The following is a 25,858-nucleotide window of genomic DNA, read 5'->3' as shown; positions in this document are numbered from 1 at the left end:
TCCGCCCTACTTGGCGACCAGGACCGCGAAGCTCTTGATATCCTCGACGTAGAACTGGGGGTCTTCCCAGGCCGCGAAGTGGCCCGCCTTCTTCATGTCGTGGAACTGCACGACATTGCCGGCGGTCTGGCGGTCGGCCCATTCGCGGGGCAGGCGCACGCCGCCGGGGATCGGCGCCTCGGTCGCCACCGCGACCGGGACCTTGGTGTTCTTGCCCTTGATGGTCGGCGCGTTCATGGCGTTCTGACTGTAGACGCGGAACGACGAAGCGGCCGTCTCGGTCAGCCAGTAGATCATGATGTTGGTCAGCAGGTCGTCGCGGCCGAACCGGGCGTCCGCCGCGTCGCCGAGCCCCATGCCGGCCATGAAGCTCATGATCCAGGCGGCCAGGCCGACCGGCGAGTCGTTCATGGCGAAGGCTAGGCTCTGCGGCTTCGTGGCCTGCACCAGGTTGAACGCGCCGTGGGCGAAGAACCATTGCTGGATGGCGCCCGCATAGGCCTGCTCGGGCGCGCTCAGAGCGGCGAAGTCCGTGGTCTGGTCAGGATAGCCGACATCGGTCACATGATAGCCGAGCAGCACCTCCGGATGCCGCTGGCTCAGCGACATCGCGATGATGGAGCCTCCGTCGCCACCCGCGGCGATGAACTTTCCATAGCCGAGCGTCTCGGTCATCAGTCGGGCGAACAGATCGGCGACCTTGTCCATCGGCAGGGCGGTCCGGCCGGAAAAGCCCGTGCCGGGGATGGACGGCACGACGACGTGGAAGTCCTCGGCCAGCGCGTCGATGACCTTGTGGTAGCGATAGAAGCTGTCGGGCCAGCCGTGCAGCAGAAGCAGGGCCGGGGCGTCCTTTTTCTTCGAGGGCTGGTGGACGAAATGCAGGTCGACCTCGTCGATCCTGACCTTGTAGTTGGGCATGGCGTTCAGCCGCGCCTCGGCCTTGCGCCAGTCGTACTGGTTCAGCCAGTAGTCGGTCAGCGACTTCATGTAGCCGAGATTGGTCCCGAACATCCAATCGGCGCCAGCGGGCTCGTCGGGCCAGCGGGTGTGCTGGAGGCGCGACTTCAGGTCGGCCAGTTGCGCGTCCGGGATGGCGATCTTGAAGGGCGTCGGCTTGGTCATGGCGGTGCTTTCCTTGGCGTGTGCGGGTTGGGCGACAAGGCCGCTCAGGAGGCTCGCCGCGAGGATGTTCTTTGCGAAATCGCGCCGGTTCATGGCCCTGGCTCCCTGGCTTGATCGACTGGGATCAGGCTATCGGCGCGCGCCCGGCGCGAATTGTAAGAAAACGAAAATCGCGCCCCGGCGGCTCTGGCGGACGGCTGGAGGGTTCCCGACCTGATCGCCAGGACGGATGTTCTAAATCTTTGTTTTTACGCACTTTCTTCGCGGGAAGCGGCGGCCGCTTCGCTCGAAAACGCCCTAGCTTCACCATGCGACGTCGGGTCGCCGCTCGCTGGCGTTCCAAGCCTGCTATCGTTCCGGTTTACGGGGTTCGCCGCACACGCGTGAAAAGCCAGCGACAGATCGGGCGGAGATATGGTCGTCAGGAGACGCATAGGATCGGCGGCGGCGCTCGCCGCGCTGCTGGTCGCCGCGCCCGCGGTCGCCGCGCCCGCGCCCGCGCCCGCCAGCCCCATCGACGCCCGCCTGGCCGCCGCCAAGGACGCCATGATGGGCGATCCGGGCGGCGCCCTGACCCTGTCGGCCCAGGCCCTGGCGATGGCCCGGGCCGACGCCGGCCCGCATCGCGACCAGGAGATCGCCGCCGCCCAATGGCTGCAGGGCGAAGCGCTGCTGCGGCTGGACCGGCCCGACGAGGCCGCGCCCGTGATCGCCGCCGGCCTGGCGACCGCCGCGCGAAAGGTCCCCGACACCCGGCTGCACGGCGACCTGGTCATGACCCAGGCCGCGCTGGAATCCGCCCGCGGCCAGGTCCAGCCGGCCCTGCGCGACTTCCAGGCCGCCTATCGCATCTTCGGCAAGGCCGGCCATCCGCGCGGCCAGGCCGTGGCCCTGCAGAACATCGGCTCGATCTACCAGAACGCCCACGACTACCAGAAGGTGCTGCACTACTACGCCCAGTCGGCCGAGGCCTATCCCGCCGACCCGCTGCTGCGGCTGAGCGCGGCCAACAACATCGGCAACGCCTTGATGGCCGACGGGCGGTACGGCCGGGCGGTGGCCGAGTTCGAGCAGGCTCGCGGGATCGCCCGCCGGATGGGCAAGCCTCAGCTCGAAGCCCGGATCATGGCCAACCAGGCCATCGCCGAGGCCCATGAGGGGCGTCCCGGCGCCGCCAGCGCCCTGATCGACTCGGCCCTGGCCCTGCTGCGCCCGCTGCCCGACGCCCAGGGCGCCCGGCGGTCGGTGATGAAGGCCATGGTCCAGGTGGAGCTGGCGCGCGGCCGCCCCGAGGCCGCCGCCCAGGTGCTGGCCCCGCTGTTCGAGGGCGTGGACCTCGAGACCACCGGCCCCGACTATGTCGACCTGCACGCGGCCGCCTACAAGGCCTACAAGCAGTTGGACCGGCCGGACCTGGCCCTGGCCCACCTGGAGGCGTTCAAGCGGCTGGACGACCAGGGCCAGGCCCTGGCCGCCTCGACCAACGCCGCCCTGATGGGCGCTCGCTTCGACCACGCCAACCAGGCCTCGCGCATCGCCCAGCTGAAGGCGGGCCAGCTGCAGCGCGACGTCCAGCTGGCCCACGCCCGCAACCTGGTCGTCACGGTGCTGCTGGCGGGCGCGGGGTTGATGGTCGCCGTGCTGCTGGCCGCGATCGTCGGGGTGCGCCGCGGTCGCAACCAGGCCCGGGCCGCCGCCCAGCGCCTGCGCGAGACCAACCAGTTGCTGGAGAAGGCCGCGCAGGCTCGCACCGCGTTCCTGGCCAACACCAGCCACGAGATGCGCACCCCGCTGAACGGCATCCTGGGCATGACCGAGGTGGTGCTGGCCCGGCCCGACCTGGACCTCAAGCTGCGCGACCAGCTGGGGGTGGTGAGCGCCGGCGCCGAGACCATGCGGGCCCTGGTCGACGACATCCTGGACATGGCGCGCCTCGAGACCGACGGCGTGACCCTGGTCCGGACCGCCCTCGACCTGCCCGAACTGGGCCGCGCGGCCGTCCGGCTGTGGTCCGACAAGGCCGCCGCCAAGGGCTTGGCCCTGACCTGCGACCTCTCCCAGGCTCCCGGCCGGATCGTCGAGGACGGGGGCCGCCTGCGCCAGATCCTGTTCGCCCTGCTGTCCAACGCCGTGAAGTTCACGGCCCGGGGGACCGTGCGCTTGACGCTGTCGACCGCCCCGGGACCGGGCGGCGAACGGCTGGTCCTGCAGGTCGCCGACACCGGGACCGGCGTCCCGCCCGACAAGCGGGTCGAGGTGTTCGAGCCGTTCGGCCAGGCCGATTCCAGCCGCGCCCGCGCCCACGGCGGAGCCGGTCTGGGCTTGGCGATCTGCCGCCGCCTGGCCGACGCCATGGGCGGCGAGATCCGTCTGGACAGCCTCGTGGGCCAGGGCACGACGGTCACCGTCTCCCTGCCGCTGGAGCGGGCGGACCTCGCCGCGCCGGCCCCGAACTCGCCGGCGCTGAAGGATTGCGGCCTGCTGTTCTGCGACGCCAATCCCCTGACGCGCTCGGTGGTCGCCGCGGTGCTGCGGCCCCAGGTGCGCCAGCTGACCACTGTCGGGACCGGCCCCGACGCCCTGGAGGCGGCCCGTGGCCAGCGCTTCCACCTGGCCTTGGTCGAGGCGGGGTCCCTGGGCGGCGATCCCGGCGCGCGCCGGGCGGGCCTGGACGCGCTGCGCGACGCCCTGGCCCCGACCCCGATCGCGGTGCTGCTGGGGCGGGACGACGGCGCGCCGGACCTCGCCCTGGAGACGGCCCAGGAAGCCGACCTGCGCGCCGCCGGCGCCGCCCTGGTCGTCCGCAAGCCGATCACCGCCGCCAAGCTCGCCGAGGCCTTGGCGGGCCTGTTCGAAAGGCCGCCGCCGGACGACCTAGTCGCCGCCAGGGCGGTTGCCACGGCCTGAACCCGTTCTAAACTCCAGTTTGAGTTCGCTTCGAAGCCGTCACTTTGGGAAAGCCGGGGGTCGTTCGCGATGCGGATCCTGTTCGTCGAGGACAATCAGATGAATCGCCGCGTCGTCGCCGAGATGCTGCGGGCCGGCGGCGTCGAGATGGACGAGGCCGAGGACGGCCCGTCCGGCCTGGCGATGATCGACGCCAACGCCTACGACCTGGTGCTGATGGACCTGCGCATGCCCGGCATGGACGGCTTGACCGCCATCCGTGAGATCCGCGCCCGCGCCGACGCCAAGGCCCGGCTGCCGGTCATCGTGGTCACCGCCGACAGCGGCTCGGCCCTCGACGCCGACTGCCAGGCCGCCGGCGCCGACGACGTCATCCGCAAGCCCGTGGACCTGGCCACCCTGTTCACCACCATCGGCGACCTGATCGCCCGGCGGGGCGACGGCGGGCTGGTGCTGAACTAGGGCGCTCTAGACCTCTAGGCGGCCCGGGACCGGGCAGGATCCAGGCTCTGCTCGGCTGGACAGAGGAAGCGGCCCGCCACGTCGCCGTTACGCAGCCGCAACTCCAGCACACAGGGTCTGCCCGCCCGACCAAAGCGCTGGGCGAGCCGGCGCGCGGCCGCTTCGGCGCGCGCTCCGCTTTTGAAGATCATGGCGTTTTCGAACTCCGGGCAACGCACGGCCCAGCCCTCGCCTTCCGGGGCGACGGAAATCACGGTCGGCACGACCTCTCTCCAAAATCCGAAAGGGCGGCCGGCCTGCAATCGGCCGGCCGCCAGGTTTCTAGGAAGCGCTCGCGGCGTCGAGACGCCGGAGCGCGGCCAGGACCTCGCTCACCGGCACCGGGGCGCTCGTTCCCAGGAGCCACCGGTGGCTGGGCCGATCCTCGACGGCGCTGGCGTCCGAAGCCCAGGCCGCGAGGATTTCGCGCTTGGCGCGCAGATCGAGATCCGCGTCCTTGACCACCTCCAGCGGGTGCAGAAAACCGACGGCCGGTCGGCAGGGCCAAGCCGGCGCGCGCCCGGCCGCCTCAGGACTGACGAGCATGGACGCCTCCCAACTCAGGCCGCCTTGCGGGCCTTGTCGGGCCCGGTCAGCCTTTGTTGCGGGGCTTGGCCGATTTCGATGCGCCGGGGTTTGAGCGCCTCGGGGACTTCACGCTCGAGTTCGACCGTGAGCAGGCCGTCGGCGTGGCTCGCGGACCGTACGACCACGTGATCGGCCAGTTCGAAACGCCGCTCGAAATCGCGCATGGCCACGCCCCGATGCAGAAAGTTACGCTCGCCCTTCTCGGTCCTGGCCTTCTTGCCGGAAACCACCAGCAGGTTCGGCTGGGCGGTCACTTCGAGCTCCGCCGACGAAAAGCCCGCGGCGGCGATCGTCACGCGATAGCTGTCCTGGCCCGTCTTCTCGACATCGAAAGGCGGATAGCCGGCGTCGGCGTTGCTGCGCGACGCCGCCTCGGCCAAGTCGGCCATGCGGTCGACGCCGATCATCGAACGATAAAGAGGGGAAAAGTCAAAAGCGGTGCTCATTTCCATCTCCTCGCAAGCAAGTTGGACATGAGGGGCGCCCGAAGCGCCTGGCGCCCCAGAGCCGAACCCGTCAGGCATTCGGCACGACGGAAATTTAGTACCGCCCAAGCATGGGTCAAGCATCGTCCGACACATTTTCCAGGCCAAGGATCTCGGAACCCTGACCCTGAAGCGTTCCCGAACACTCCGCAGCGGGGGTGGTGAATGGCGCAAGTAAATCACGACGCCAACTCAACACCTTGCCCGACAAGCCGCCCCAGCCGCTCGCATCCCGGGACCTAAAACGCAAAACGCCCCCGGACCAAGGTCCGGGGGCGCTCTGTTCAACTTTGACTATTGCCCTCAGGCGGCGTTCTTGACCAGCGACTTGGTCAGGATGCCGATGGCCGCCTCGCGGTCGATGCGCTCGATGGCGGCGACTTCGCGGGCCATGCGGTCCAGCGCCGATTCATAGAGCTGGCGCTCCGAATAGGACTGTTCCGGCTGGTTCTCGGCGCGGTGCAGGTCGCGGACCACCTCGGCGATCGAGATCAGGTCGCCCGAATTGATCTTGGCTTCGTATTCCTGGGCGCGGCGCGACCACATGGTGCGCTTCACGCGGGCGCGGCCCTTCAGGGTGGTCAGGGCCTGGTTGACGACATTGCCTTCGGCCAGCGGCCGCAGGCCCGCGGTCTTGGCCTTCTTGGTCGGCACCCGCAGGGTCATCTTCTCGTGGTCGAAGGTGATGATGTAGACCTCGAGCGACATCCCGGCCACTTCCTGGGTTTCGACGCCCTGGATGTTGCCCACGCCGTGCGCGGGATAAACGACGTGATCCCCGACCGAGAATTCCAGACCGCTCTTGCTCATTCGTTCGTCCTCAATAAGTTCGGGCCAAGCCCAAAACACCGCGTCTCGAAACTGTCCAAAGGGCATCCCAAACGGCGACAAGGACCCGTCCGCGAAATGTTGCGGGGCCAGCGCTGGTCAGGATTTGGAATAGTGCTTAAGTCACCCTTCGCCTTCGATCGGGCGCGCCGGTTTCCCGGCTGACATCGTCCACATGACGGGCAGGCGCGAGGGATCGCGACCGTTACGTCGGGAACGACAATATCATAAAATTCAGCTTGATGAAAGGCTTGCGACCTGTTTAGCCGCCCGACCCGCGCGGATCAGGAACCTTTGCCAGGCTTTTCGCTGAAATATTTCTCGAATTTACCGGTTTCCCGTTCGAACGCTTCGCGGTCGGCGGGGGGCGTGCCCTTGACCGTGATGTTCGGCCAGATCTTGGCGTATTCGGAATTGATCCGCAGCCACTTGCCGTCCGGCTCGTCCTCGGTGTCGGGCTTGATGGCGTCGATCGGGCACTCGGGTTCGCAGACGCCGCAGTCGATGCATTCGTCCGGATTGATGGCCAGGAAGTTCTCGCCCTCGTAGAAGCAGTCGACCGGGCACACCTCGACGCAGTCCATGAACTTACATTTGATGCAGGCGTCGGTAACGATGTAGGTCATCGAAGGCTCGGCGGGTTCCGGGACGAGGCGAGAGAGGGCGCGTTTTCGAAGCCACAGGGCCGCTTGTCAATGCGGCTTGGCTGCGCGGAGGCCCAGGATTTCTCACACCGGCCCCGCCTGGAGCGTCCGGCGCCACCCTAAATAGGCGCGGATCCTCGGATACCGCCGTTACGTTACCCTTTCTTATCGAAGCTCGGTCACAACCAAGCCCAGGAAAACAAACAAGAAGTCGACAACCCGACCCATGACGAGAACCGCCGTGCGCACCCAGGTCTCGATCACGCCCCCGGAGCCCAAGACTCCGGGCGCCCAGATGGACGCCTTCGAGACGTTCGTCCGCCATGCCCCGTTCGCGGCGGCCCTGGTCGACAGCGGCTTTCGCCTGACCGCGGTCAGCGCCGACTGGGCCAGCCATGGCCTCGCGCCCGGCCTGGAGCTGGGCGACGACTTCCGCCGCGCCCTGGTCAGCCCCGAGGACGTCGACAGCCTGGAACGCTGCATGGCGTTCGGCGAGCCGTTCTCGCGCTACCGCTCCATCGCGCTCCCCCAAAAAGACGGGACTTCCGCCGAGCCGCGCATCTGGCGCACCGAATTCGCCGCCACCCTCGCCGAGACGGGCCGCACCCTGGCGGTGATCGTCACCGCCCGCGACGTCAGCGGCTACGCCGAGACCGCCCTGAAGGCCGAGCGCGACCAGCAGCGGCTGAGGATGGCCCTGGAGCTCGACGAGCTGATGGTCCGCGAATACGACCTGCGGACCGGCGAGATCTACTGCTCGGGCACCTCGCCGGAGCTGGAGAAGTGGTGCCTGTTCAAGGACGACCCGCTGGAGATCGTCCATCCGGACGACCGCGAGCGGATGGCCGAGCTGGTCCGCAACCGCAAGGACGGCGAGGCCCAGGTCTTCGAATTCCGCCTCAACCGCGACGACGGGGTCGAAACCTGGGTGCGCTCGGTCGGGAAGAAGTTCCTGGGCGCCGACGGCAAGCCCGAACGGCTGGTGAACCTGTTCAAGGACATCACCGACCGCCGCCGCCAGACCGAGGCCGTCGAGAACCTGGCCTTCAAGGACAGCCTGACCGGCCTGCCCAACCGCGCCTATTTCAATCGCAAGTTCCAGGAGGCCGTCGACGCCTCGGAGATCATGGGCGAGCTGTTCGGCCTGATCATGATCGACGTCGACCACTTCAAGGACATCAACGACACCCTGGGCCACGACGCCGGCGACGCCCTGCTGAAACGCCTGGCCGAGATGTTGCACGCGGCCTTCCGCGCGGGCGACACGGTGGCCCGGCTGGGCGGCGACGAGTTCGCGGTGATCCTGCGCGGCCTGCATTCCGAGGCCGACATGATGCGGCCGGTCAACGCCCTGCAGGACCTGTTGCGCCGGCCCATCGAGCACGGCGGCCGCAGCTTCTCGGTCAGCGCCAGCATCGGGGCGGCCCTGCACGGCGACCCCGACGCCGATCCCAGCCACATGATCAAGAACGCCGACATCGCGCTCTACCGGGCCAAGGACGAGGGCCGCAACCGCAGCGTCGTCTTCGACCCCTCGATGCGCTCGGCCCTGGAGCAGCGGATCGAGCTGCTGCGCGACGTCCGCGCCGCGATCGCCGCCAAGGAGTTCGTGCTCTACTACCAGCCGGTGGTCGACATCGCCACCAGCAGCGTCAGCGGCTTCGAGGCCCTGATGCGCTGGGACCATCCCGAGCAGGGCGTTCTGACCCCCGACCGCTTCATGGCCGCCTTCGAGGATCAGGACCTGTCGCTGAAGCTGGGCGACCTGGCGTTCGAGACCGCGCTGAAGCAGATGCGCCAATGGCTGGACGACGGCGTGGAGTTCGGCCGCGTGGCCGTCAACATCTCGGCCGCCCAGTTCCGCAGCGGGCGTCTGGCGGAAGAGGTCCAGGATCGGCTCAGGCGGTGGAACGTGCCGTGCGAGCGCCTGACCATCGAGGTCACCGAGAACGTCTATATGGGCTGGGGCTCGGAGATGGTCAGCGACACCGTCCGCCAGTTGCACAAGGCCGGGGTGATGATCGCCCTGGACGATTTCGGCACCGGCTACGCCAGCCTGGCCAACCTGCGCCAGTTCCCGATCGACCGGCTGAAGATCGACAAGTCCTTCGTCCAGAACACCGAGGACGCCGCCATCGTCAAGGCGGTGATCACCCTGGGCTCGTCCATGGGCATGAAGGTGGTCGCCGAGGGCGTCGAGGACCAGGCCCAGCTGGACGCCCTGGCCGACTACGGCTGCGACCAGATCCAGGGCTACCATTTCAGCCGGCCGATGCCGGCGGGGATGGTGCCGGGGTATCTGGAGGGGTTTGGGGCTTGAGGTTTGCAGATGCTCCCCCTCTGGGGGAGCTGTCGCGGAGCGACTGGGGGGGTTTTCGGCCAGCGCCGTTCCCCCTCCGGCCCTCCGGGCCACCTCCCCCACAGGGGGAGGATCTACCCCTCCACCGCCTCGTACAGCTCCCGCGCCTCGGTCGCCGGACCCCGCCGTTCGCCGAAGCCCAGCACGCGCACCGAGACGATGCGGCCGCCGATGGCGAAGACCAGGGCGTCGCCGATGCGCAGGCCGCGCGAGGGCTTGTCGACCCGGCTCTCGACGCCGGTCCGGGTCAGGCGGATGCGGCCTTCCTCGACGAAGCGGCCGGCCAGGGAGCGGGTCTTGAAGAACCGCGCGCGCCACAGCCAGACATCGGCGCGGCAATGGCCGGCGTCGTCGGTCATGCGCTGGCCTTCGCGGCGGCCGGCTTGCGGCGGCGCGGCCGGCCGCGCCTCGGCGGCGGCTCGGTCAGCCGGGCCAGGGCCGCGAACGGCGAATCCGGACGGGCCGTGACCTTGGGCTCGGGCCGCTGGGCCCCGCGCCGCTTCCACAGGATCGGGTCGCCCTCCTTGGGCCGGAGGGCCGGGGTGTAGTCCAGGGCTCGCAGCACGGCGGCGGCCTCGGCCGGGGTCCAGCCAAGGGCGTCGCGGGCGGCGTCGGTCAGCACCACCCCGCCCGGCCGCTGCCCCTCGCGCAGCAGGGCGTCCAGCCGCTCCAGCATCTCGACCGGGGCCAGGTGCTTGCCGACCAGCCGCAGGCCGTTGGCGGACAGGGCCCGGGCGTCCGGCGCCGGGCTGGGCGCGGCGGCCAGGCGCTCGGACTGTCCCCGCCAGCCGCCGGGCGTCAGGGCCCGGGCGGCGGCCAGGGCCTCGTCGCGCAGCACCGACGGCAGGAACAGGCTGAACGCCCCGATCCGCACGCCCAGAGCCTTGAGGTTGCGCCGCTCGGCCTGGCTCATGGCCTTCAGGTCGGCGTCGACCGCGCGCTTGTCCAGCACGCCGCCCGCCTCCAGCAGGCGGTGGGCCAGGCCGCGCGGCAGGCCCTTCAGCTCGCCGCCGGACAGCGCCCGCTCCAGCTTGCGCAGGCCGGAAAGCTTGCGGTCGACCTCGCCGGCCAGGAAGGCGTCCAGCCGCCGTTCGGCCCGCTCCCGGGCCGAGGCCTCGCCCAGCTCGCCCAGCAGCCGGGCGCGGGGATGCAGCAGGTCGCCGCCCGCCCTCACCGCCCCGGCCGCCTCGCCGTTCCACAGCACCGCGCTGTCGGGCGTCAGGGTGAAGGCGCTGTCCGGCTCGGCCGCCAGCTTGCCCAGGCGCCGGGCGATCTCGGGCGTGACGGCCCGCTGGGCGGTGTTGCGCAGCGCCTTTTCCTCCAGCGCGCTGCCGCCCTTTTCCTGGACGAAGGTGACGCCGGTCAGCCGGCCGACGACGTGGCCCTCGACCGTCACCGCCCCGTCGGCGCCGACGCCGGCCAACATGACCTCGCGGTCGCCCAGCTGACGCATCAGCACGCTGGTGCGCCGGTCGATGAACCGGGCCATCAGCTTCTGGTGCAGGGTGTCGGACAGCCGGTCCTCCAGCTGCCGCGTCATGCCCTGCCACTGGACCGGGTTGTGCAGCCAGTCGCCGCGGTTGGCGATGTAGCTGAGGGTGCGCACCCCCGACAGGCGGGCGGCCAGGCTGTCGATCTCGCCGTCGGTGCGGTCCAGCGCCTTGAACTGGCCGGCGATCCAGTCCTCGGGCAGGCGCCTGCGCCCCGTGGTCAGGTCGTCGAACAGTGTGCGGACCATGCGCTGGTGGTCGTCGTCGGTGGTCTTGCGGAAGTCGGGCGTCTGGCAGACGTCCCACAGCCGGATCAGGGCCGAGCGGTCGGCCTTGCAGCGGGCGACCACGTCCTCCTGCTGGGCCAGCTTGCGCAAGGTGCGCTCGTCCAGCGCCTCCTCGGCCAGCTTCAGCCCGCCGCGCTGGGGCGGCTCGGCCAGCGAGCGCAGCAGGCCCTGCAAGCTGCCGAAGTCCAGCCGGGCGTTGCGCCACTCCGCGCCCATCACCGGCTCGAACTGGTGGTTGACGACGGCCTCGACCAAGTCCTCGTCCATCTCCTCGCAGTCGCCGGTGACCCCGAACGTGCCGTCGCGGGTGTAGCGCCCGGCGCGGCCGGCGATCTGGCCCACCTCCTGCGGGTGCAGCCAGCGGGTGCGCTTGCCGTCGAACTTGCGCAGGCCCGCGAAGGCCACGTGGTCGACGTCCATGTTCAGCCCCATGCCGATGGCGTCGGTGGCCACCAGGAAGTCGACCTCGCCGCTTTGGTAGAGGGCGACCTGGGCGTTGCGGGTGCGGGGGCTGAGCGAGCCCATGACCACCGCCGCCCCGCCCCTTTGCCGCCGGATCAGCTCGGCGATGGCGTAGACGGCGTCGGTCGAGAAGGCGACCACCGCCGAGCGGCGCGGCAGGCGGGTCAGCTTCCTGGAGCCGGAATAGGTCAGGGTCGAGAACCGCTCGCGGCTGACGATCTCGGCGTCCGGCAGCAGGCGACGGACCAGCGGGGCCATGGTCCCCGCGCCCAGCAGCATGGTCTCGTACTTGCCGCGGGCGTGCAGCAACCGGTGGGTGAAGATGTGGCCGCGCTCGGGATCGGCGCACAGCTGGATCTCGTCGACCGCCACGAACTCGACCTCGCGGCCCAGGGGCATGGCCTCGACCGTGCAGACGAAATAGGCGGCGCGCGGCGGGACGATCTTCTCCTCGCCGGTGATCAATGCAACGGCTGCTTTGCCGCGCAGCTTGACGATCCGGTCGTAGATCTCGCGGGCCAGCAGCCGCAGCGGCAGGCCGATCATCCCCGAGGCGTGGCCCAGCATCCGCTCGACCGCCAGGTGGGTCTTGCCGGTGTTGGTGGGACCGAGCACCGCCGTCAGCTTGGAAGGGGCCAGGCCTGTCGAACGGTCGCTCATGACTCAAAGGTGGGATGGGAATCGCGGCGGGGCAAGCGGGTGCGTGAGGCTGAGGCCAAGGGTCGCGCTCACGGACCCGTTGAGGTCGGGCTAGATACCATAGACGGTCAGAACCGCCTGGCGCGTGAGCCCTTTGTCGATCCAATCGGCGACCGAAGTCAGAAAAGCGCGGAGCGCTTCGCGGTTCTCTGGGTCATCGAACGCCTGGCGAAAGGTCGCGCCATTGAAACCCGGGACGACGATCTGGCTTAGCCGGCCCAGTCCTGGTCGCGTGGTGAATTGACGCTCCAGGCCGACGGCGGCTTGCCGCCGCCCCCACGAGGCCTATGCTTCCCATAGCTGTCCTTCACGCTACCGAATGGAGGCTTGAGCCGTGCAGAATTCCCGATGGAAGGCCGCCAACCCCGAGGTCCAGGCGGCGGTGCTCGACGAGAAGATCGCCGCCGTGATGCGGGCGATCGAGAAGGTGGACGCCGCCCTCATCGCCGACGAATATACGGTGTTCGCCGCCGCCCTGGCGCCCGAGCTGGTGGTCAACAATCCGGTCAACATCGTCGCCTCGCGCGCCGTGGTCGCCCAGCTGAACGCCGACGGCAAGATCAGCTACAGCCAGTACGAGCGCCTGATCGAGCACGCGTCCCTGCGCGGCGACATGGTGCTGCTGATGGGCGAGGAGACCGTCGTGCCCAAGGGCAAGAACCCCCTGGCCGGCCAGACGGTGCGCCGCCGCTTCACCGAGCTCTGGCGCCCCGAGGGCGCGACCTGGCTGCTGACCGCGCGGCAGGCGACGATCGTGCGGTAGCTCCCTCGAACTCAAAATCGTTGTCATCCCGGAAGCCTCGCGGAGGCTGTCCGGGACCCAGGGGACTGGGCTAAATGCGGTGTGGTTCACCTGGATCCCGGACAAGCGCTGCGCGCTTTCCGGGATGACAACCCTTTGAGAGCTAATTGAACAGAGCCCCTACTTCTCGAACACCACCTTGCCGTCGACGAGGGTCAGCACCGCGTCGGCCTTGAGGATCTCCGGCGGCGCCACCGTCATCAGGTCCTTGGAGAACACCGTCACGTCGGCCTTCTTGCCGGCCTCCAGCGTGCCGCGCTCCTGTTCGGCGAAGGCGGCGTAGGCCGGGGCCCAGGTCAGCATGCGCAGGGCCTGGTCGCGGCTGACGGCTTCCTCCAGATGCCAGTCGGCGTTGGCGAAGCCGTCCAGGCTGTGGCGGTAGACGGCGGCGTAGAACTCGATGCGCGGGTCGCCCACCTCGACCGGGGCGTCCGAGCCGGCGGCGACCACCGCCCCGCTGTCGAGGAAGTCCTTCCAGCGATAGCCCTCGTGCAGCCGCGCCTGGCCCAGGCGGGCGGGGGCGAAATAGAGGTCGCCGATCGCGTGGCTGGGCTGCATCGAGGCGATCACCCCCAGCTTGGCGAAGCGCGGCAGGTCGGTGTCGGCGACGATCTGCGAATGCTCGATCCGCCAGCGGGCTTTCGTATCCCCCGCCAGACTCTCCTCGAACCAGTCCAGCGTCATGCGGGCGCCGCGGTCGCCGATCGCGTGCATCGCCACCTGGGCGCCGACGGCCTTGGCCTGCTTCATCAGCGCCAGCCCCTTGTCGCGCGGCGTCAGCTGCAGGCCCAGGCCCTCGGCGTCGCTGTAGGGCTCGAGCAGGGCCGCGCCGCGCGAGCCCAGGGCGCCGTCCATGTAGAGCTTGATCCCGCGCACCCGGATCAGGCCGGTCGTGTCGGTCGACGGCCCCTTGGCCAGCACCTCGGCGGCGCCGCTGGGGTCCATGTAGTTGTCGACGCGCAGGCTGAACCGCTTGTCAGCGGCCAGGCTCCGAAGGATCGCCAGGTCGGGCGCCTCGACGCTCATATTGCCCAGGCCCGTCCAGCCGCGCGAGGCGTAGAGGGCGCCGGCCTTTTCCAGGGCCTGGCGCTTGAGGGCCTCGGACGGCGGCGGGATCACGCCCGCGACCAGACCCTGGGCGTGGTCGACCAGCATGCCGTCGGGCGCGCCGTCCGGGCCCTTCAGGATCTGGCCGCCGGCCGGGGCGGCGGTGTCCTTCGTCACCTTCGCCGCCGCCAGGGCGGCGCTGGAGGCGACCACCGCATGGCCGTCGGCCCGCTCCAGCACCACCACCCGGCCGGGCGCGGCGCGGTCGAGGTCGGCGCGGTTGGGGAAGCGCTTCTCGGGCCAGTGGGTCTCGATCCAGCCGCGCCCGAAGATCGGGCCGTCCGGGTGGGCGGCGGCGTAGGCCTTCACGGCGGCGACCAGGCTCTCGACCGAGTCGGTCTTGTCGAGGTTGAGGGTCAGCTCGCGCAGGCCGATGCCGGTCAGGTGGGCGTGGGCGTCGACGAAGCCCGGGAAGGCCGCCGCGCCCTTCAGGTCGATGTCGCGGGCGCCCTTGGCCGCCTTGGCCCGGGCGGCGGCCAGATCGCCGACGAAGGCGATGCGGTCGTCGCGGATCAGCACGGCCTGGGCGGTCGGGGCGGCGGCGACGCCGGTGTGGATCGGCCCGCCGTGGATCAGGATGTCGCCGGCGAGCGCCGGAACGGGACTCGCGCACGCCAGCAGGGCGGCGAGGACGAAGGCGCGGCGCATGACGGTTTCCCCCGGAGAGCAAGAAACGGAAATCGTAGGGCAGAGGGACGCGAGTTGAAACAGCGCGCGCCGTCAACCCGGCAGGCGATGGCGGATAACGGACTCCCAAGTCGCAAGACGGCTCCAAACGCCGCGTCCCGCTGCTATAATTCCGCCCATGACCCAGGGCTTCGCGCTTTTCGAAACGCCGATCGGACTTTGCGGCCTGGCCTGGGGCCCCAAGGGCTTGGTCGGGGCGCAACTTCCGGACCCCACGCCGGGGGCGTCCTGGGATCGTCTGCGCCGCCGCCATCCGGACGCCGTCGAGGCCGCGCCGCCGCCCGACGTCCAGCAGGTCGTCGACCGGATCAACGACCTCCTGTCGGGCAGACGCGACGACCTGATCGACGTCGAGCTGGACTACGACGTCGTGCCGCCCTTCAACCGCCGGGTCTACGAGGTGGCCCGCGCCGTGCCGCCGGGCGAGACCATCACCTACGGCCAGATCGCCAAGGCCATCGGCGAGCCGGGCGCGGCCCGCGCCATCGGCAAGGCCATGGGCGACAATCCCTGGCCGATCATCGTGCCCTGCCACCGGGTGCTGGGCGCCGACGGCAAGCCCGGCGGCTTCTCCTCGCCCGGCGGCTTGCAGACCAAGGCGCGGATGCTGACCATCGAGCGGGCAAAGACCACCGACGCGCCGACGCTGTTCGACCTGGAGTTCTCGGTGGCGCCCAAGCGCGGGCGGTAGGCCTCTACAGCCCCCGTCCCACCTGCAGCACCAGCTCCCGGATCCACACCGACCCCGGATCCCTGTGCGCCACCACCGGATGGAACAGGTACTGCCGATCCTCGCCCGGATCGATCGGCGGCTCGACCCGCACCAGGTCCAGGGGTCCGGCCAGGGCCGCGATCAGCCGGCCGGGCACGAAGGCCACCAGGTCCGAGCGGGCGGTCATCCGCAGGGCCTGCAGGTAGCTGGGCACGGCCAGGGCGATGCGGCGCTCTATGCCGTTCTGGCGTAGGAAAGGCTCGATGGCGTCGTCGCGCTCGCCCGCCCCGACCACCGCCACGTGGCGAGCGGCGTTGAAGCCCGCCAGGTCCGACAGCCGCCCGATGTCCGGATGGCCGCGCCGCACGGCCAGGGCGTCGCGGTCGGTGTAGAGCGTCTGGCGATGGAAGCCGGGATAGGCCTCGCCAGTCCAGGCGACCACCAGGTCGATGGTGCGGGCGAAGTCGGGGGTCAGCACGGCCGGGCCGCGCCAGGGCACGACGTCCAGCCGCACGGCCGGCGCGGCGGCGGCGACCTGGGCCAGCACCGCCGGCATCAGCAGGTCGACGCACAGGTCGGGCATCATCAGGCGAAAGCCGCGCGTGCTGGTCGCCGGGTCGAAGCCCTGGGGCTGGAACAGGCCGCGCACCTGGTCCAGGGCCTGGGCCAGGGGCGCGCGCAGGGCCTGGGCGTGGGGCGTCAGCTCCATGCGCGGCCCCACCCGCACCAGCAGCGGATCGCCGGTCGCCTCGCGCAGGCGGCGCAGGGCGTGGCTGACCGCCGGCTGCGACAGGTTCAGACGCCGGGCGGCCCGCCCGACCGCGGCCTCGGCCAGCAAGGCGTCCAGGGCCACCAGCAGGTTCAGGTCGAGTTGGGCTAGGTTCATCTGATGAATATAGATCATCACAAGCATCGATTGGATGAATGATGTCGATCGCCGGATCATGAGGCTCCCTTTCACACGGAGAGCCGCCATGAGCGCGACCGACGACAACAAGCACCTGATGCAACGGATCTTCGACGGCCTGGCGCGCGGCGACGCCCGTCCGTTCCTCGACAGCCTGGACGAGACCACCGTCTGGCGGATGATCGGAACCACGCCCTGGTCGGGCGTCTACACCGGCAAGACCGCCATCCGCCGTGACCTGCTGACCCCGCTGTTCGCCCAGTTCGCCGACCAGTATGTCAACGTCGCCGACGCGATCATCGTCGAGGACGACACGGTGGTGGTCGAGTGCCGGGGCAAGGTCGTCACCAAGGCCGGCAAGCGCTACGACAACACCTATTGCTGGGTATGCCGGCTGCGGGGCGGCAAGATCGCCTCGCTGACCGAATATATGGACACCCAACTGGTCGTGACGGCCCTGGAGCCGCCCGTCCGATGACGTCGTCCGAGGTCTTGGAGGAGGCGGGAAGCTCGAGCGGTTAACGCCGGCTAACCTTCGCCCGAACACGAGCGAAACGAATCATGACCGAATCAGCGACTTGGCCCGATTCAGCGTTTGTTCCCTACCATCTATTGTAGCTTAATTTGGATTAACCACAAACAGGGCGGACGGCGGGCGCGTACGGCGAGCGCCTCAGTCCTCGCGCGCCGGTCTCGCCCCAGGCCCCAGATCGCCGGCCGTGTCGGGACCATGGCTCCGCGCCGCGCGCCGGTTGGCCGCGGCCTGGGCCAGGGCCTCCCGCTGCTGCTGGTCGGCGACAGCGTTCTGGAAGTGGATGCTGGTCGGCGGGACCAAGCCCACGGCCATGGCGGGCGTCTCGCCGACCACCTTCACGTTCGATTGGGTGACGGCGTCGGTGATCTGGGGATTGACGGCGGTCTCGTCGGCCATGCGCTGGATCTCCACGCCGTCCGGAGATCGTCCCCGGATGCGGCGCGACAGTTTTCGCGCCGGATCGAGCCTTGGCAACCCGGCGACCGAGCGCCTCTGTCGCGACCGCCCCTAGCCCGCCTTGCACTCGGCGCTGACGCGCTTGGCGTCCATCACTCCGGCCAGGGGGATGCCGTTGATGGTCTTCATGTGGACGTTCAGGCGGAAACTCTCGGGCGTATAGGTCCCGTTGGCGGTCACCGGGGCGACGCGGCCCTTCTTGTCGGTCCAGGTTCCCTTCAGCGCCACCTTGCCGTCCTGCACCACGCGGGTGTCGTAGTCGCAGGTGTATTTGCGGGTGCAGATGCCCTTGGCGAACTGCTCGACGTCGGCCTGCTTGAGACAACGGTCCTCGCCGCCGGCCGGGATCGGGCCGATGCGGTAGCTGTACTCCCACTGGCCAGGCAGGATCGTCGTACGCGCGCCGGCGGCGCTGGCGACCTGGGGTGGGGCCGCGACGGCCGCCACGGCGCCCAGAATCAGGGTTCCGGCGATCATGGCGGGGACGAACAGACACATGCGGTCGATCTCCTGGTGGGACGGCTCTATATAGGGAGCGGCAGATGAACCGCGTTTGAAGGCGATGTTGGGGCCGTGGATCATCAGGCGCGGCTTGACTCGGCAAGGCCCCTTCGCCTATATCGCCCGCTCTCGCGCGGCGGTCCGTCCATCGCGTGGCCGAAATTTCATGTCGCGGAGCCCTTAGCTTCGCCCAAGCCCAAGGTATCCACCATGTCGCGCCGTTGCGAACTCACCGGGATCGGTCCGATGGTCGGCCACAATGTGAGCCACTCGAACATCAAGACCAAGCGCCGCTTCCTGCCGGCCCTGTCGCCCGCTTCGCTGCAGTCGGACTCGCTGGGTCAGACCTTCAAGCTGCGCATCAGCAACGCGGCCCTGCGCACCCTGGACTTCAAGGGCGGCCTGGACACCTTCCTGCTGGGCGCCAAGGACGAGCAGCTGTCGCCGCGCGCCCTGAAGATCAAGGCTCAGGTCAAGGCCAAGGCCAAGGCCGCCGCGGTCGCCGCCTAACACCTTCTCGGTTTCGGCCGAACGAAAGGCCCGCGAGGTTCGCCTCGCGGGCCTTTTCGCGTTTGACCCCGGCGCCGAGAGGGGCGAGGTCGGCGTTGACATCCAAATATATGCATGTAAATGTATATGCATGGAAACGCAGATAAACCTTTTCCTCGCGCTCGGCGACCCGACCCGGCTTCGCATCGTCGAGGCGATGAAGTCCGGCGAATGCGCCGTCGGCGACATCGTCGAGCGCATGGACATCCATCAGTCGGGCGTCTCGCGCCACCTTCGCATCCTGATGGAGGCGGGGATCGTACGGATGCGCCCCGACGGCCAGAAGCGGCTCTATTCGCTGCGCAAGGAGGCCTTCGACCAGCTCGAAGCCTGGGTGGCCGACTATCGCCGTCACTGGGAGGCCCGGCTGGACCGGTTCGGCGCCGCCCTCGAACGCAACCGGGCGGCCGGAAAGACCGCCGACAAGGAGGATTCCAAGTGAACGACACCACCGTCGCCGGCGCCGCGCGCGCCCAGTTCTCGATCCAACGCACCTACGCCGCCTCGCTCGAGGAAGCCTGGGCCTTGTGGACGACCAAGGCCGGCATCGAATCCTGGTGGGGTCCGGAAGGCTTCGAGGTGACGGTCACCGGGCTGGACCTGCGCCCCGGCGGCGAGATGACCTATCTGATGACCGCCGTTGCGCCCGAGATGGCGGCGTTCATGAAGCAGTCGAACATGCCGCTCTCCACCCCGTGCAAGGTCACCTATACCGAAGTCTCCGCGCCGAACCGGCTGGCCTACAAGACGCTGACCGACTTCGTGCCGGGCGTGGAGCCCTACGATGTCGCCACCGTGGTCGAACTGACGGCGGTCGGCGGCAAGACGGCCCTGACCATCACCTTCGACGCCATGCACGACCACGCCTGGACCGAACGGGCCCGCGCCGGTCACGAGAGCCAGATGCGCAAGCTGGACGCCCTGCTGGCGGCCCAGGGCAAGGGGATGGCGTCGTGAGGGTCCGGCTCGCCAGCTTCGGCGCGGTCGCGGCGGGCGTCGCGGCCACGGCGATCCCCGCCACCCTCACGGACATGGCGATGCACGCCGTCGGCGTCTTCCCCGCCGCGCCCGAGGTCATGTCCGACCCGCGGTTCGTCCTGGCCGCGGCCTATCGCGCGGTCTTCACCATCGCGGGCGGCTACGCCGCCGTCCGCCTGGCGCCCGATCGGCCCATGCGCCACGCCTGGATCCTGGCCGGCGTCGGCCTGGCGGCGGGCCTAGCCGGCGTGGCCACCTACTACGCCGCGGGCGGCGGGCGGCTGGGACCGGCCTGGTACGCGCTGTCGATCCCGCTGGAAGCCGTCCCCTGCGTCTGGCTGGGCGCCCGGCTGGCCCTTTCGCGGCGCGCGCCGGACCCGCGGGCTCGCCCAGCCTGATCCGGCCCACGAAAAAGCCCTCCCCGTCGCCGGGGAGGGCTCTTCAACGCCACTGAAAGGGGCCGATACGCCGCCCCGTACTAAACTTTGGAAGCCTTAGCGGGCGCGGATGGCCGGGTTGGCTTCGTTATAGGCGACCAGGTCGGGGTTGTTCAGCTTGCTGACCGCGTCGTTGACCGAGGCGCGGACGCACGAGGGGTACAGGTAGGAGGCCAAGCTCTCCCCCCGGACGTTCTGCCAGCAGACGGTCGAGGCGGCCTTGACGATCTCGGCGCGCAGCTCGGCCGGGGCCTTGCCGGCGGTCGTGATGCGGATTTCGGCGGCGCCGGCGGGCGCGGCGGCGAACAGGGCGACGGCCGAGGCGGCCAGGACGATGGAGCGGATCATGGGACGGATTCCAGGACAGCGTTGATCTTCAACCCGTCCGAAATGCGCTTCCCCGCGCCGGCTGGTCCAGGATCTCGCCCGCTCTGCCGACTTGGCCGAGCTATAACTTGCAGGCCGTCACTTATCAACGGTTATATTGCAGCGCGGTCACATAATCCGTTGACAACGAACGGTTGCGGCAAACGGAAGCAGAACCCGGCCCCACGCCGGCCGAAGCCGCGCGGGGCCGCGCCCGAACAGGTCTTAGTAGCTGGCCTTCAGCAGGCCGCGGGTGCGGAACACCTGGCGGTCATAGGCCGTCAGGGCGGGGCTGCCCACCTTCAGGACGGCGTCGCGGGTCACTTCGCGGACGCACTCGCCGTAGGGGTGGAGGCCGGTGTCCTCGCGGCAGATCGACGAGGCGGCGGCGACGATGTCGGCGTGGATGGCGGCGTCGGTGCGGCCGCGAACCTTGACGTGATGCTCCTCGGCGGCGAAGGCCGACGAAGCGGTGGTCAGGGCGATGGCCGAAGCGGCCAGAACAAACAGAGTCTTCATGATTTCAGTTCCGAAAGGGGGTTGGGGTTCAACCACCTCCCGACGCGTTCCTCTGATGGCCGTTGGGATCTCGCCCGCTCAATCCATCGAAGGTACCGGTAACATTATAGCGCGGCCTTTTGAAGTAAAATGTTGAGTTGCAAAGGAAACTAGTTTTCCTGCCTATTCTCCAGGCGCCTTCCCTCCCCTTTATGGGAGGGAAGAATGTTTTTACCGCCGTCGCACCGGCTTGGTCGGCTTCGGCGGCGCGGGCGGCGGCGGAGGCGGCGGGGTCCAGTCGAAGGCCATCAGCAGGGTGCGTTCCTGCGGCGCGTCGTTGTCGTCCGACAGGAGGTAGATCCGCGTCGCGCCGGACGGACTCTTGCTCAGCGCGATCCCCTCGAAATTGTCGCGGGTGATCGCCCCGTCCAGGGTCAGGGTCGCGGCCAGGTACTGCTTGGCGGCCGGGGCGCGAGGGTCGATCACGAACCGCACCTGGCCGCGCCAGCCGCGGATCGGGTCGTAGGCGCGGAACAGGCTGGCGACCGACTGACCCTCGAAGGCGGCGAAGCCGGTCAGGCCCCAGGTGAAGTCCGGCGGCGACTGCGGGGCCAGGCTCGCGCACGGCGTCGACAGCCGGCACAGCCACACCTCGCCCTCCTCGCCGCCCACCAGATAGGCGTCGGGCCCGGCGATCGGATAGGCGGTCAGGGCCTCCATGCCCTCGTTGTCGGGAAAGGCGGTGGCGGGCTTGTTGACCGCCCGGGGCAGGCCGTAGCTCCCGTCGGCCTGGCGCGGATAGAGCCAGATGCGGTGGTCGCGCTCGAAGCTGACCAGGCGGTCGCCGTTGGCCAGGATCGCCAAGCCCTCGGCGTCGCCCTTCTCCTTGCCCTGCAGCGGCTGGCCGTCCAGGCCCTTCAGCGGTGACAGCTTGCCGTCGGTCAGGCCGACCAGGCGGCCGGCCTCGTCCAGCTTGAGCCGGGCCTCGAACAGGTCGCCGTCGTCGCTGACCGCCACCAGCCCGCCGTCGGGGCCGAACTTCAGGTCCGACAGGCCGTGCAGGCGCTGGGTGTCGGAGCTGCTGATGGCGATCCCGCCGGCATAGACGAACCGGCCGATGGCCGTTGGAGGCGGCGTGGCCGAGCTGAGCGGCGCGGGGACGGTCGTCAGGCCGATCTCCGGCCCGGCCTTGACCGGGGCGACCGGCAGGACGGCCGGCTGCGGCGGGGCCTTGTGGCACTGGGACAGCGCGCCGGTCGCCAGGCCGACGATCAGCAGCGTCCGGAGCCCTCCGATCACGCGGGAACCTTGCGGGCCGGCTTCGGGGCGGAAGGCTGCACGGTCGGCGGGGCGGCCAGAAGCCCCCTCGCCCGCTTGACCGCCTTGGGCTCCTCGTCGAACAGCCCGGCCAGCTGGTCGACCAGGGCGCCGCCCAGCTGCTCGACGTCGACGATGGTCACCGCCCGTCGGTAGTAGCGCGTGACGTCGTGGCCGATGCCGACGGCGATCAGCTCGACCGGGCTGCGGGTCTCGATCTCGGCGATCACCTGCCGCAAGTGGCGCTCCAGATAGTGGCCCGAATTGACGCTGAGGGTGGAGTCGTCCACCGGCGCGCCGTCGGAGATCACCATCAGAATGCGGCGGGCTTCGGGCCGGCCGATCAGGCGCTGGTGGGCCCACATCAGGGCCTCGCCGTCGATGTTCTCCTTCAAGAGCCCCTCGCGCATCATCAGGCCAAGGTTCTTGCGGGCCCGCCGCCAGGGGGCGTCGGCGCTCTTGTAGATGATGTGGCGCAGGTCGTTCAGCCGGCCCGGGGCGGGCGGCTTGCCGGCCTTGATCCACTCATCGCGGGCGCTGCCGCCCTTCCAGGCGCGGGTGGTGAAGCCCAGCACCTCGACCTTGACCGCGCAGCGCTCCAGGGTGCGAGCCAGGATGTCGGCGCAGACGGCGGCCACCATGATCGGCCGGCCGCGCATTGAGCCCGAATTGTCGATCAGCAGGGTCACGACGGTGTCGCGGAACTCGACGTCCTCCTCCTGCTTGAACGACAGGGGGGCGGTGGGATCGACGATCACCCGGGTCAGGCGGGCGACGTCCAGCATCCCCTCCTCCAGGTCGAAGGTCCAGGCTCGGTTCTGCTGGGCCAGCAGGCGGCGCTGCAGCTTGTTGGCCAGGCGCGAGACCACGCTGGAGAAGGCGTTGAGCTGCTGGTCCAGATAGGCCCGCAGGCGGGTCAGCTCGTCGGCGTCGCACAGGTCCTCGGCCGGCACCACCTCGTCATAGGCCGTGGTGAACACCTTGTAGGCCGGCTCGCCCGCGCCGCCCTGGCCCGGGTCCGGGCGGGCCGGCTTGGCGCCGTCGCCCATCTCGGGCGCCTCGTCGGCGTCCTCGACCTCGCCGTCCTGCTCGGACTGGACCATCTCCTCGTCGCCGGCCTCGGACTCGCGGTCGGAGGTCTCGGCCTGCTCGGGCTGGGCGCCGTCGGACTGCTCGCCCTCGCCTTCGCCGGAATCGTCCTCCGAGGCCTCGGTGTTCTGGTCCTCGTCGCCCTCGTCCTCCTCGGACTGTTCGGTGGCGTCGGACATCTCCTCGCCCAGGTCCAGGTCGCGCAGGATCTCGCGGGTGACCCGGGCGAAGGCGGCCTGGTCGTCTATGGCGGCGGCCAGGCGGTCCAGGTCCTTGCCGGCCCGGGCCTCGATGTCGGCGCGCAGGATGTCGACCAGGGCCTTGGCGCCGTCGGGCGGGGCGTCGCCGGTCAGGCGCTCGCGGACCATCAGCGACAGGATCTCGGCCATCGGCGCGGACTGGCGGTCGGTGGCGACGGCGCGGGTCAGGCCCTGCTTTTCCAGGCGGGCCTCGAGGGCGGCGGTCAGGTTGGCGCGCACCCCGCCCAGGGCGTTGCTGCCGATGGCCTCCAGTCGCGCCTGCTCGATGGCCTCGAAGGCCGCCTGGCCGTCGGGCGAGCCGGGACGGGCGCGGGCGTGGGCCACCGCGTCGTGGTGGGCCAGGCGCAGGGCCATCTGGTCGGCCAGGCCGCGGATGCGGGCGGCCTCCTTGGCGTTCAGGTCGCGCGGCGGATGGGGCAGCACCGCCCGCTTGCCGACCAGGCTGGGGCCCTCGCCGGAGAACACCACCTCCAGGTCGGGGGTTTCGGCGAGCGAGCGCGCCGCGTGGGCCAGGGCGCGCTTGAACGGTTCGGTCGGGCTTTCGGGCTTGGAGGCCATGGGGATGGGTTACCGAGCGAACGCGGTGAACACAAGGCTGGGAAGGGGACGCCGCAGGGAACGGAGCCCGCCGAGGCCGCGTTGCCTCCTGGAAGCCCGCGCTTGAACGGGCGCAGTCATCGAGGAAACGACCATGTTGAAATGGGCTGTCATCCTGGCGATCGTCGCCCTGATCGCCGGCGCCCTGGGCTTCACCGGCGTCGCCGGCGCGGCGGCGGGGATCGCCAAGATCCTGTTCTTCCTGTTCCTGCTGGGCTTCATCGTCGTCGCCGTCCTGGGCGTGACGGTGTTCAAGAGCGTGACGCGGGAGTGAGGCGGCCGGACGCCCCCTCCGTCCGCTTCGCGGCCACCTCCCCCGTTGCACGGGGGAGGAGAAGGCCGGTGCTTCCTCCTCACCCGCGCAGCGGGGGAGGTGGCGCGCTGCGAATACGCAGCGTGACGGAGGGGGCGTCCCGCGGCCGCTACTTCGCCGCCGTATAGGCCTTGCTCTGCTCGCCCACCACCGCCACCAGATCCCCCATCGTCAGATTGACGTCCACCAGATGCAGGCCCCAGTCCTTCAGCGGCTGGCCCAGCACCAGCAGGTCGCCGGGGATGGTGTCGGCGCGGGGGTCGGCCTTGTCGGGATGCACCGTGACGGCCAGGTAGTCGAAGCCGCCCTGGCTGACGCACTCGGCCGAGACCAGGCCCGGCAGCTCGACGAACGGCGTCGACACCGTCACGCCCTGAGCCCAGACCGTGGCCGGGCGCATGGCCGTACCCATGATCGTGCGGTCGCTGAAATAGCTGCGCAGCGGGGCCGAGCCGCCGGCCAGGGCCGCCGGATTGACGCAGGCGGCCTTCATCCCCGGCTCGGCGACCTTGCCGAAGAACTTGCTGGTCGCCGGCGGCGGGACGTCGGCGCGGAACGAGACGTAGGAGATCACGCAGCCGGTCTGGCCGGCCTTGCGGCACAGGGGCAGCGAGCCGTAGGCGTCCCTGGCCGGGTCGACGGGCGTGTTCATGCCCAGGATCAGGGCCGAGACCAGCTGCTTCTGCACCGGCTTGCCGTCGATCTCCTCCCTGATCAGCCGCAGCAGGACGCGCGAACCCTGCGAGTGGCCGACCAGCACCACGCCGCGGCCGTGGTTGTCGCGGGCCAGATAGTCCTTCCAGGCGGCCAGCACGTCGGCATAGGCCAGCTCGCCGTCGCCGTTCGAGGCCTGGCCCATCATCACCCTGCGCAGGGCGGCGATGGTCACCTGGCGATAGCTGGGGGCGTAGAGCTTGCAGACCGATCCGAAGCGGGCGAACTGCTGGTCGGCCACGGCCTTTTCCGGCAGGTCCGGCGTCATGTCGCTGTTGCCGCCCGGATCGCTCGACACCGTCGGATAGACGTAGAAGCAGTCGATCGGGGCGTCCGGGTCGGCCTTGAAGGTCTCGACGCTGGTCGAACCGTCGGCCTGGATCACCGTGGCGGTCTGGTCGGCGGCGCAGGCGTCCTGGCGGCCGGGGCGGCACAGCCAGTTTTCGTCCTTCGCATAGTCGTTCGGCGTGACCGGCCCGGCGGGGGCCGGCTGGGCGCAGGCGGCCGTGCTCAAGCCCAGCGTCGTGACCAGGCCCAGCACGGCCCACAGCTTGCGTGACATTCCACCCCTCCAACGCTTGTTCGGGACGGAGGATGGCTTGGGCGGGCGGGGAAGGAAAGGCCTCGCGCGACGCCCCCTCCGTCATGTCGCGTATCC

General features: G+C 69.8%; 28 protein-coding genes and 1 pseudogene. 11 read left to right on the top strand and 18 right to left on the bottom strand.

Annotated features, from left to right (window positions below):
- Window positions 1-6 precede the first annotated feature (6 nt).
- Window positions 7-1,125, bottom strand: coding sequence for an epoxide hydrolase family protein (locus BM066_RS07365; RefSeq protein WP_255367510.1), 1,119 nt, complete (start codon window positions 1,123-1,125; stop codon window positions 7-9).
- 414 nt (window positions 1,126-1,539) lie between these two features.
- On the opposite strand from BM066_RS07365, the gene BM066_RS07360 reads away from it, so the two are divergent.
- Window positions 1,540-4,032: an ATP-binding response regulator gene (locus BM066_RS07360; RefSeq protein WP_018062335.1), complete on the top strand. Its 2,493-nt coding sequence runs from the start codon at window positions 1,540-1,542 to the stop codon at window positions 4,030-4,032.
- A gap of 69 nt (window positions 4,033-4,101) precedes the next feature.
- A complete protein-coding gene (locus BM066_RS07355) occupies window positions 4,102-4,494 on the top strand; it encodes a response regulator (protein WP_018062336.1) in 393 nt (130 codons plus the stop codon).
- Between the two features lie 14 nt (window positions 4,495-4,508).
- On the opposite strand, the gene BM066_RS07350 is transcribed toward BM066_RS07355, so the two are convergent.
- From BM066_RS07350 to fdxA, 5 genes are all read right to left on the bottom strand, one after another.
- On the bottom strand, window positions 4,509-4,757 hold the full coding sequence (locus BM066_RS07350) for a hypothetical protein (protein WP_018062337.1): 249 nt from the start codon (window positions 4,755-4,757) through the stop codon (window positions 4,509-4,511).
- 58 nt (window positions 4,758-4,815) lie between these two features.
- Entirely contained in the window at window positions 4,816-5,079 is a 264-nt protein-coding gene (locus BM066_RS07345; protein ID WP_018062338.1) for a hypothetical protein, read from the bottom strand.
- Between the two features lie 14 nt (window positions 5,080-5,093).
- Window positions 5,094-5,567, bottom strand: a complete 474-nt coding sequence (locus BM066_RS07340; protein ID WP_049801123.1) for an Hsp20 family protein — start codon at window positions 5,565-5,567, stop codon at window positions 5,094-5,096.
- A gap of 342 nt (window positions 5,568-5,909) precedes the next feature.
- Complete coding sequence (locus BM066_RS07335) at window positions 5,910-6,416, bottom strand: CarD family transcriptional regulator (protein ID WP_018062340.1); 507 nt, start codon at window positions 6,414-6,416, stop codon at window positions 5,910-5,912.
- Window positions 6,417-6,718: 302 nt separating this feature from the next.
- Complete coding sequence (gene fdxA, locus BM066_RS07330) at window positions 6,719-7,060, bottom strand: ferredoxin FdxA (RefSeq protein WP_018062341.1); 342 nt, start codon at window positions 7,058-7,060, stop codon at window positions 6,719-6,721.
- A gap of 313 nt (window positions 7,061-7,373) precedes the next feature.
- Here fdxA and BM066_RS07325 point away from each other — a divergent pair, with 313 nt between their 5' ends.
- Window positions 7,374-9,398 (top strand): putative bifunctional diguanylate cyclase/phosphodiesterase, encoded by a 2,025-nt coding sequence (locus tag BM066_RS07325; protein ID WP_369823235.1) that lies wholly within the window; start codon window positions 7,374-7,376, stop codon window positions 9,396-9,398.
- Between the two features lie 113 nt (window positions 9,399-9,511).
- Here the strand turns inward: BM066_RS07325 and BM066_RS07320 are convergent, their stop codons facing one another.
- Window positions 9,512-9,796, bottom strand: coding sequence for an RNA-binding S4 domain-containing protein (locus BM066_RS07320; protein ID WP_018062343.1), 285 nt, complete (start codon window positions 9,794-9,796; stop codon window positions 9,512-9,514).
- Window positions 9,793-12,336, bottom strand: a complete 2,544-nt coding sequence (locus BM066_RS07315; RefSeq protein ID WP_018062344.1) for a helicase-related protein — start codon at window positions 12,334-12,336, stop codon at window positions 9,793-9,795. The genes BM066_RS07320 and BM066_RS07315 overlap by 4 nt, the downstream gene beginning before the upstream one ends.
- Window positions 12,337-12,709: 373 nt before the next feature.
- Between BM066_RS07315 and BM066_RS07310 the strand changes: the two genes are divergently transcribed.
- Window positions 12,710-13,138, top strand: coding sequence for a nuclear transport factor 2 family protein (locus BM066_RS07310; protein ID WP_018062345.1), 429 nt, complete (start codon window positions 12,710-12,712; stop codon window positions 13,136-13,138).
- 159 nt (window positions 13,139-13,297) lie between these two features.
- Here BM066_RS07310 and BM066_RS07305 read toward each other — a convergent pair whose 3' ends face one another.
- Window positions 13,298-14,932: an amidohydrolase gene (locus BM066_RS07305; RefSeq protein ID WP_018062346.1), complete on the bottom strand. Its 1,635-nt coding sequence runs from the start codon at window positions 14,930-14,932 to the stop codon at window positions 13,298-13,300.
- A gap of 157 nt (window positions 14,933-15,089) precedes the next feature.
- Here BM066_RS07305 and BM066_RS07300 point away from each other — a divergent pair, with 157 nt between their 5' ends.
- Window positions 15,090-15,662, top strand: a complete 573-nt coding sequence (locus tag BM066_RS07300; protein WP_018062347.1) for a methylated-DNA--[protein]-cysteine S-methyltransferase — start codon at window positions 15,090-15,092, stop codon at window positions 15,660-15,662.
- A gap of 4 nt (window positions 15,663-15,666) precedes the next feature.
- On the opposite strand, the gene BM066_RS07295 is transcribed toward BM066_RS07300, so the two are convergent.
- Entirely contained in the window at window positions 15,667-16,587 is a 921-nt protein-coding gene (locus BM066_RS07295) for a LysR family transcriptional regulator (RefSeq protein ID WP_255367509.1), read from the bottom strand.
- Window positions 16,588-16,657: 70 nt separating this feature from the next.
- Here BM066_RS07295 and BM066_RS07290 point away from each other — a divergent pair, with 70 nt between their 5' ends.
- Complete coding sequence (locus tag BM066_RS07290) at window positions 16,658-17,068, top strand: nuclear transport factor 2 family protein (protein ID WP_018062349.1); 411 nt, start codon at window positions 16,658-16,660, stop codon at window positions 17,066-17,068.
- A gap of 195 nt (window positions 17,069-17,263) precedes the next feature.
- Here the strand turns inward: BM066_RS07290 and BM066_RS07285 are convergent, their stop codons facing one another.
- Together BM066_RS07285 and BM066_RS07280 are read right to left on the bottom strand one after the other, a co-directional pair.
- Window positions 17,264-17,521 carry a RebB family R body protein gene (locus tag BM066_RS07285; RefSeq protein WP_049801124.1) on the bottom strand — a complete coding sequence of 86 codons (258 nt, stop codon included), beginning with the start codon at window positions 17,519-17,521 and terminating at the stop codon, window positions 17,264-17,266.
- 111 nt (window positions 17,522-17,632) lie between these two features.
- Entirely contained in the window at window positions 17,633-18,079 is a 447-nt protein-coding gene (locus BM066_RS07280) for a DUF3617 domain-containing protein (protein ID WP_026176601.1), read from the bottom strand.
- 213 nt (window positions 18,080-18,292) lie between these two features.
- On the opposite strand from BM066_RS07280, the gene rpmB reads away from it, so the two are divergent.
- The 4 genes from rpmB to BM066_RS07260 all read left to right on the top strand — a co-directional run bounded on the left by rpmB (window position 18,293) and on the right by BM066_RS07260 (window position 20,007).
- Window positions 18,293-18,592, top strand: coding sequence for a 50S ribosomal protein L28 (gene rpmB / locus BM066_RS07275; RefSeq protein WP_018062352.1), 300 nt, complete (start codon window positions 18,293-18,295; stop codon window positions 18,590-18,592).
- Window positions 18,593-18,722: 130 nt separating this feature from the next.
- Complete coding sequence (locus BM066_RS07270; RefSeq protein WP_018062353.1) at window positions 18,723-19,073, top strand: ArsR/SmtB family transcription factor; 351 nt, start codon at window positions 18,723-18,725, stop codon at window positions 19,071-19,073.
- Window positions 19,070-19,588, top strand: coding sequence for an SRPBCC family protein (locus BM066_RS07265; protein ID WP_018062354.1), 519 nt, complete (start codon window positions 19,070-19,072; stop codon window positions 19,586-19,588). Before BM066_RS07270 ends, BM066_RS07265 begins: the two co-directional genes overlap by 4 nt.
- Entirely contained in the window at window positions 19,585-20,007 is a 423-nt protein-coding gene (locus BM066_RS07260) for a hypothetical protein (RefSeq protein WP_018062355.1), read from the top strand. The genes BM066_RS07265 and BM066_RS07260 overlap by 4 nt, the downstream gene beginning before the upstream one ends.
- A gap of 96 nt (window positions 20,008-20,103) precedes the next feature.
- On the opposite strand, the gene BM066_RS07255 is transcribed toward BM066_RS07260, so the two are convergent.
- The 4 genes from BM066_RS07255 to cobT all read right to left on the bottom strand — a co-directional run bounded on the left by BM066_RS07255 (window position 20,104) and on the right by cobT (window position 24,134).
- Complete coding sequence (locus BM066_RS07255; RefSeq protein ID WP_018062356.1) at window positions 20,104-20,394, bottom strand: hypothetical protein; 291 nt, start codon at window positions 20,392-20,394, stop codon at window positions 20,104-20,106.
- A 243-nt stretch (window positions 20,395-20,637) separates the two neighbouring features.
- Window positions 20,638-20,931, bottom strand: a complete 294-nt coding sequence (locus BM066_RS07250; protein WP_018062357.1) for a hypothetical protein — start codon at window positions 20,929-20,931, stop codon at window positions 20,638-20,640.
- A gap of 210 nt (window positions 20,932-21,141) precedes the next feature.
- Entirely contained in the window at window positions 21,142-22,209 is a 1,068-nt protein-coding gene (locus tag BM066_RS07245; RefSeq protein WP_018062358.1) for an esterase-like activity of phytase family protein, read from the bottom strand.
- Window positions 22,206-24,134 carry a cobaltochelatase subunit CobT gene (gene cobT, locus BM066_RS07240; protein WP_018062359.1) on the bottom strand — a complete coding sequence of 643 codons (1,929 nt, stop codon included), beginning with the start codon at window positions 24,132-24,134 and terminating at the stop codon, window positions 22,206-22,208. The genes BM066_RS07245 and cobT overlap by 4 nt, the downstream gene beginning before the upstream one ends.
- Before the next feature lie 133 nt (window positions 24,135-24,267).
- Between cobT and BM066_RS07235 the strand changes: the two genes are divergently transcribed.
- Window positions 24,268-24,447: a DUF1328 family protein gene (locus BM066_RS07235; protein ID WP_018062360.1), complete on the top strand. Its 180-nt coding sequence runs from the start codon at window positions 24,268-24,270 to the stop codon at window positions 24,445-24,447.
- A gap of 75 nt (window positions 24,448-24,522) precedes the next feature.
- Here BM066_RS07235 and BM066_RS26920 read toward each other — a convergent pair.
- Together BM066_RS26920 and BM066_RS07230 are read right to left on the bottom strand one after the other, a co-directional pair.
- A pseudogene (locus BM066_RS26920) lies at window positions 24,523-24,588 on the bottom strand (hypothetical protein); the annotation flags it as partial.
- A 7-nt stretch (window positions 24,589-24,595) separates the two neighbouring features.
- Complete coding sequence (locus BM066_RS07230) at window positions 24,596-25,762, bottom strand: DUF3089 domain-containing protein (RefSeq protein ID WP_018062361.1); 1,167 nt, start codon at window positions 25,760-25,762, stop codon at window positions 24,596-24,598.
- Window positions 25,763-25,858 lie beyond the last annotated feature (96 nt).

The sequence above is a fragment of the Caulobacter sp. UNC279MFTsu5.1 genome (assembly GCF_900114015.1).
In the GTDB taxonomy this organism is placed as follows: Bacteria; Pseudomonadota; Alphaproteobacteria; order Caulobacterales; family Caulobacteraceae; genus Caulobacter.
Note: the sequence above shows the minus strand (reverse complement) of the source record. Positions and strands in the feature narration are given on the sequence as shown.

What these genes read in the sequence shown, in the direction of transcription:
- BM066_RS07290 (WP_018062349.1), top strand. Translation starts at nt 16,658, where the DNA reads ATGAGCGCGACCGACGACAACAAGCACCTGATGCAACGGATCTTCGAC.
- BM066_RS07300 (WP_018062347.1), top strand. Translation starts at nt 15,090, where the DNA reads ATGACCCAGGGCTTCGCGCTTTTCGAAACGCCGATCGGACTTTGCGGC.
- BM066_RS07295 (WP_255367509.1), bottom strand. Translation starts at nt 16,587, where the DNA reads ATGATCTATATTCATCAGATGAACCTAGCCCAACTCGACCTGAACCTG.
- BM066_RS07305 (WP_018062346.1), bottom strand. Translation starts at nt 14,932, where the DNA reads ATGCGCCGCGCCTTCGTCCTCGCCGCCCTGCTGGCGTGCGCGAGTCCC.
- BM066_RS07235 (WP_018062360.1), top strand. Translation starts at nt 24,268, where the DNA reads ATGTTGAAATGGGCTGTCATCCTGGCGATCGTCGCCCTGATCGCCGGC.
- fdxA (WP_018062341.1), bottom strand. Translation starts at nt 7,060, where the DNA reads ATGACCTACATCGTTACCGACGCCTGCATCAAATGTAAGTTCATGGAC.
- BM066_RS07335 (WP_018062340.1), bottom strand. Translation starts at nt 6,416, where the DNA reads ATGAGCAAGAGCGGTCTGGAATTCTCGGTCGGGGATCACGTCGTTTAT.
- BM066_RS07345 (WP_018062338.1), bottom strand. Translation starts at nt 5,079, where the DNA reads ATGCTCGTCAGTCCTGAGGCGGCCGGGCGCGCGCCGGCTTGGCCCTGC.
- BM066_RS07270 (WP_018062353.1), top strand. Translation starts at nt 18,723, where the DNA reads ATGGAAACGCAGATAAACCTTTTCCTCGCGCTCGGCGACCCGACCCGG.
- BM066_RS07250 (WP_018062357.1), bottom strand. Translation starts at nt 20,931, where the DNA reads ATGAAGACTCTGTTTGTTCTGGCCGCTTCGGCCATCGCCCTGACCACC.
- BM066_RS07285 (WP_049801124.1), bottom strand. Translation starts at nt 17,521, where the DNA reads ATGGCCGACGAGACCGCCGTCAATCCCCAGATCACCGACGCCGTCACC.
- BM066_RS07230 (WP_018062361.1), bottom strand. Translation starts at nt 25,762, where the DNA reads ATGTCACGCAAGCTGTGGGCCGTGCTGGGCCTGGTCACGACGCTGGGC.
- BM066_RS07355 (WP_018062336.1), top strand. Translation starts at nt 4,102, where the DNA reads ATGCGGATCCTGTTCGTCGAGGACAATCAGATGAATCGCCGCGTCGTC.
- BM066_RS07365 (WP_255367510.1), bottom strand. Translation starts at nt 1,125, where the DNA reads ATGACCAAGCCGACGCCCTTCAAGATCGCCATCCCGGACGCGCAACTG.
- BM066_RS07325 (WP_369823235.1), top strand. Translation starts at nt 7,374, where the DNA reads ATGGACGCCTTCGAGACGTTCGTCCGCCATGCCCCGTTCGCGGCGGCC.
- rpmB (WP_018062352.1), top strand. Translation starts at nt 18,293, where the DNA reads ATGTCGCGCCGTTGCGAACTCACCGGGATCGGTCCGATGGTCGGCCAC.
- BM066_RS07280 (WP_026176601.1), bottom strand. Translation starts at nt 18,079, where the DNA reads ATGTGTCTGTTCGTCCCCGCCATGATCGCCGGAACCCTGATTCTGGGC.
- BM066_RS07320 (WP_018062343.1), bottom strand. Translation starts at nt 9,796, where the DNA reads ATGACCGACGACGCCGGCCATTGCCGCGCCGATGTCTGGCTGTGGCGC.
- BM066_RS07315 (WP_018062344.1), bottom strand. Translation starts at nt 12,336, where the DNA reads ATGAGCGACCGTTCGACAGGCCTGGCCCCTTCCAAGCTGACGGCGGTG.
- BM066_RS07360 (WP_018062335.1), top strand. Translation starts at nt 1,540, where the DNA reads ATGGTCGTCAGGAGACGCATAGGATCGGCGGCGGCGCTCGCCGCGCTG.
- cobT (WP_018062359.1), bottom strand. Translation starts at nt 24,134, where the DNA reads ATGGCCTCCAAGCCCGAAAGCCCGACCGAACCGTTCAAGCGCGCCCTG.
- BM066_RS07255 (WP_018062356.1), bottom strand. Translation starts at nt 20,394, where the DNA reads ATGATCCGCTCCATCGTCCTGGCCGCCTCGGCCGTCGCCCTGTTCGCC.
- BM066_RS07340 (WP_049801123.1), bottom strand. Translation starts at nt 5,567, where the DNA reads ATGAGCACCGCTTTTGACTTTTCCCCTCTTTATCGTTCGATGATCGGC.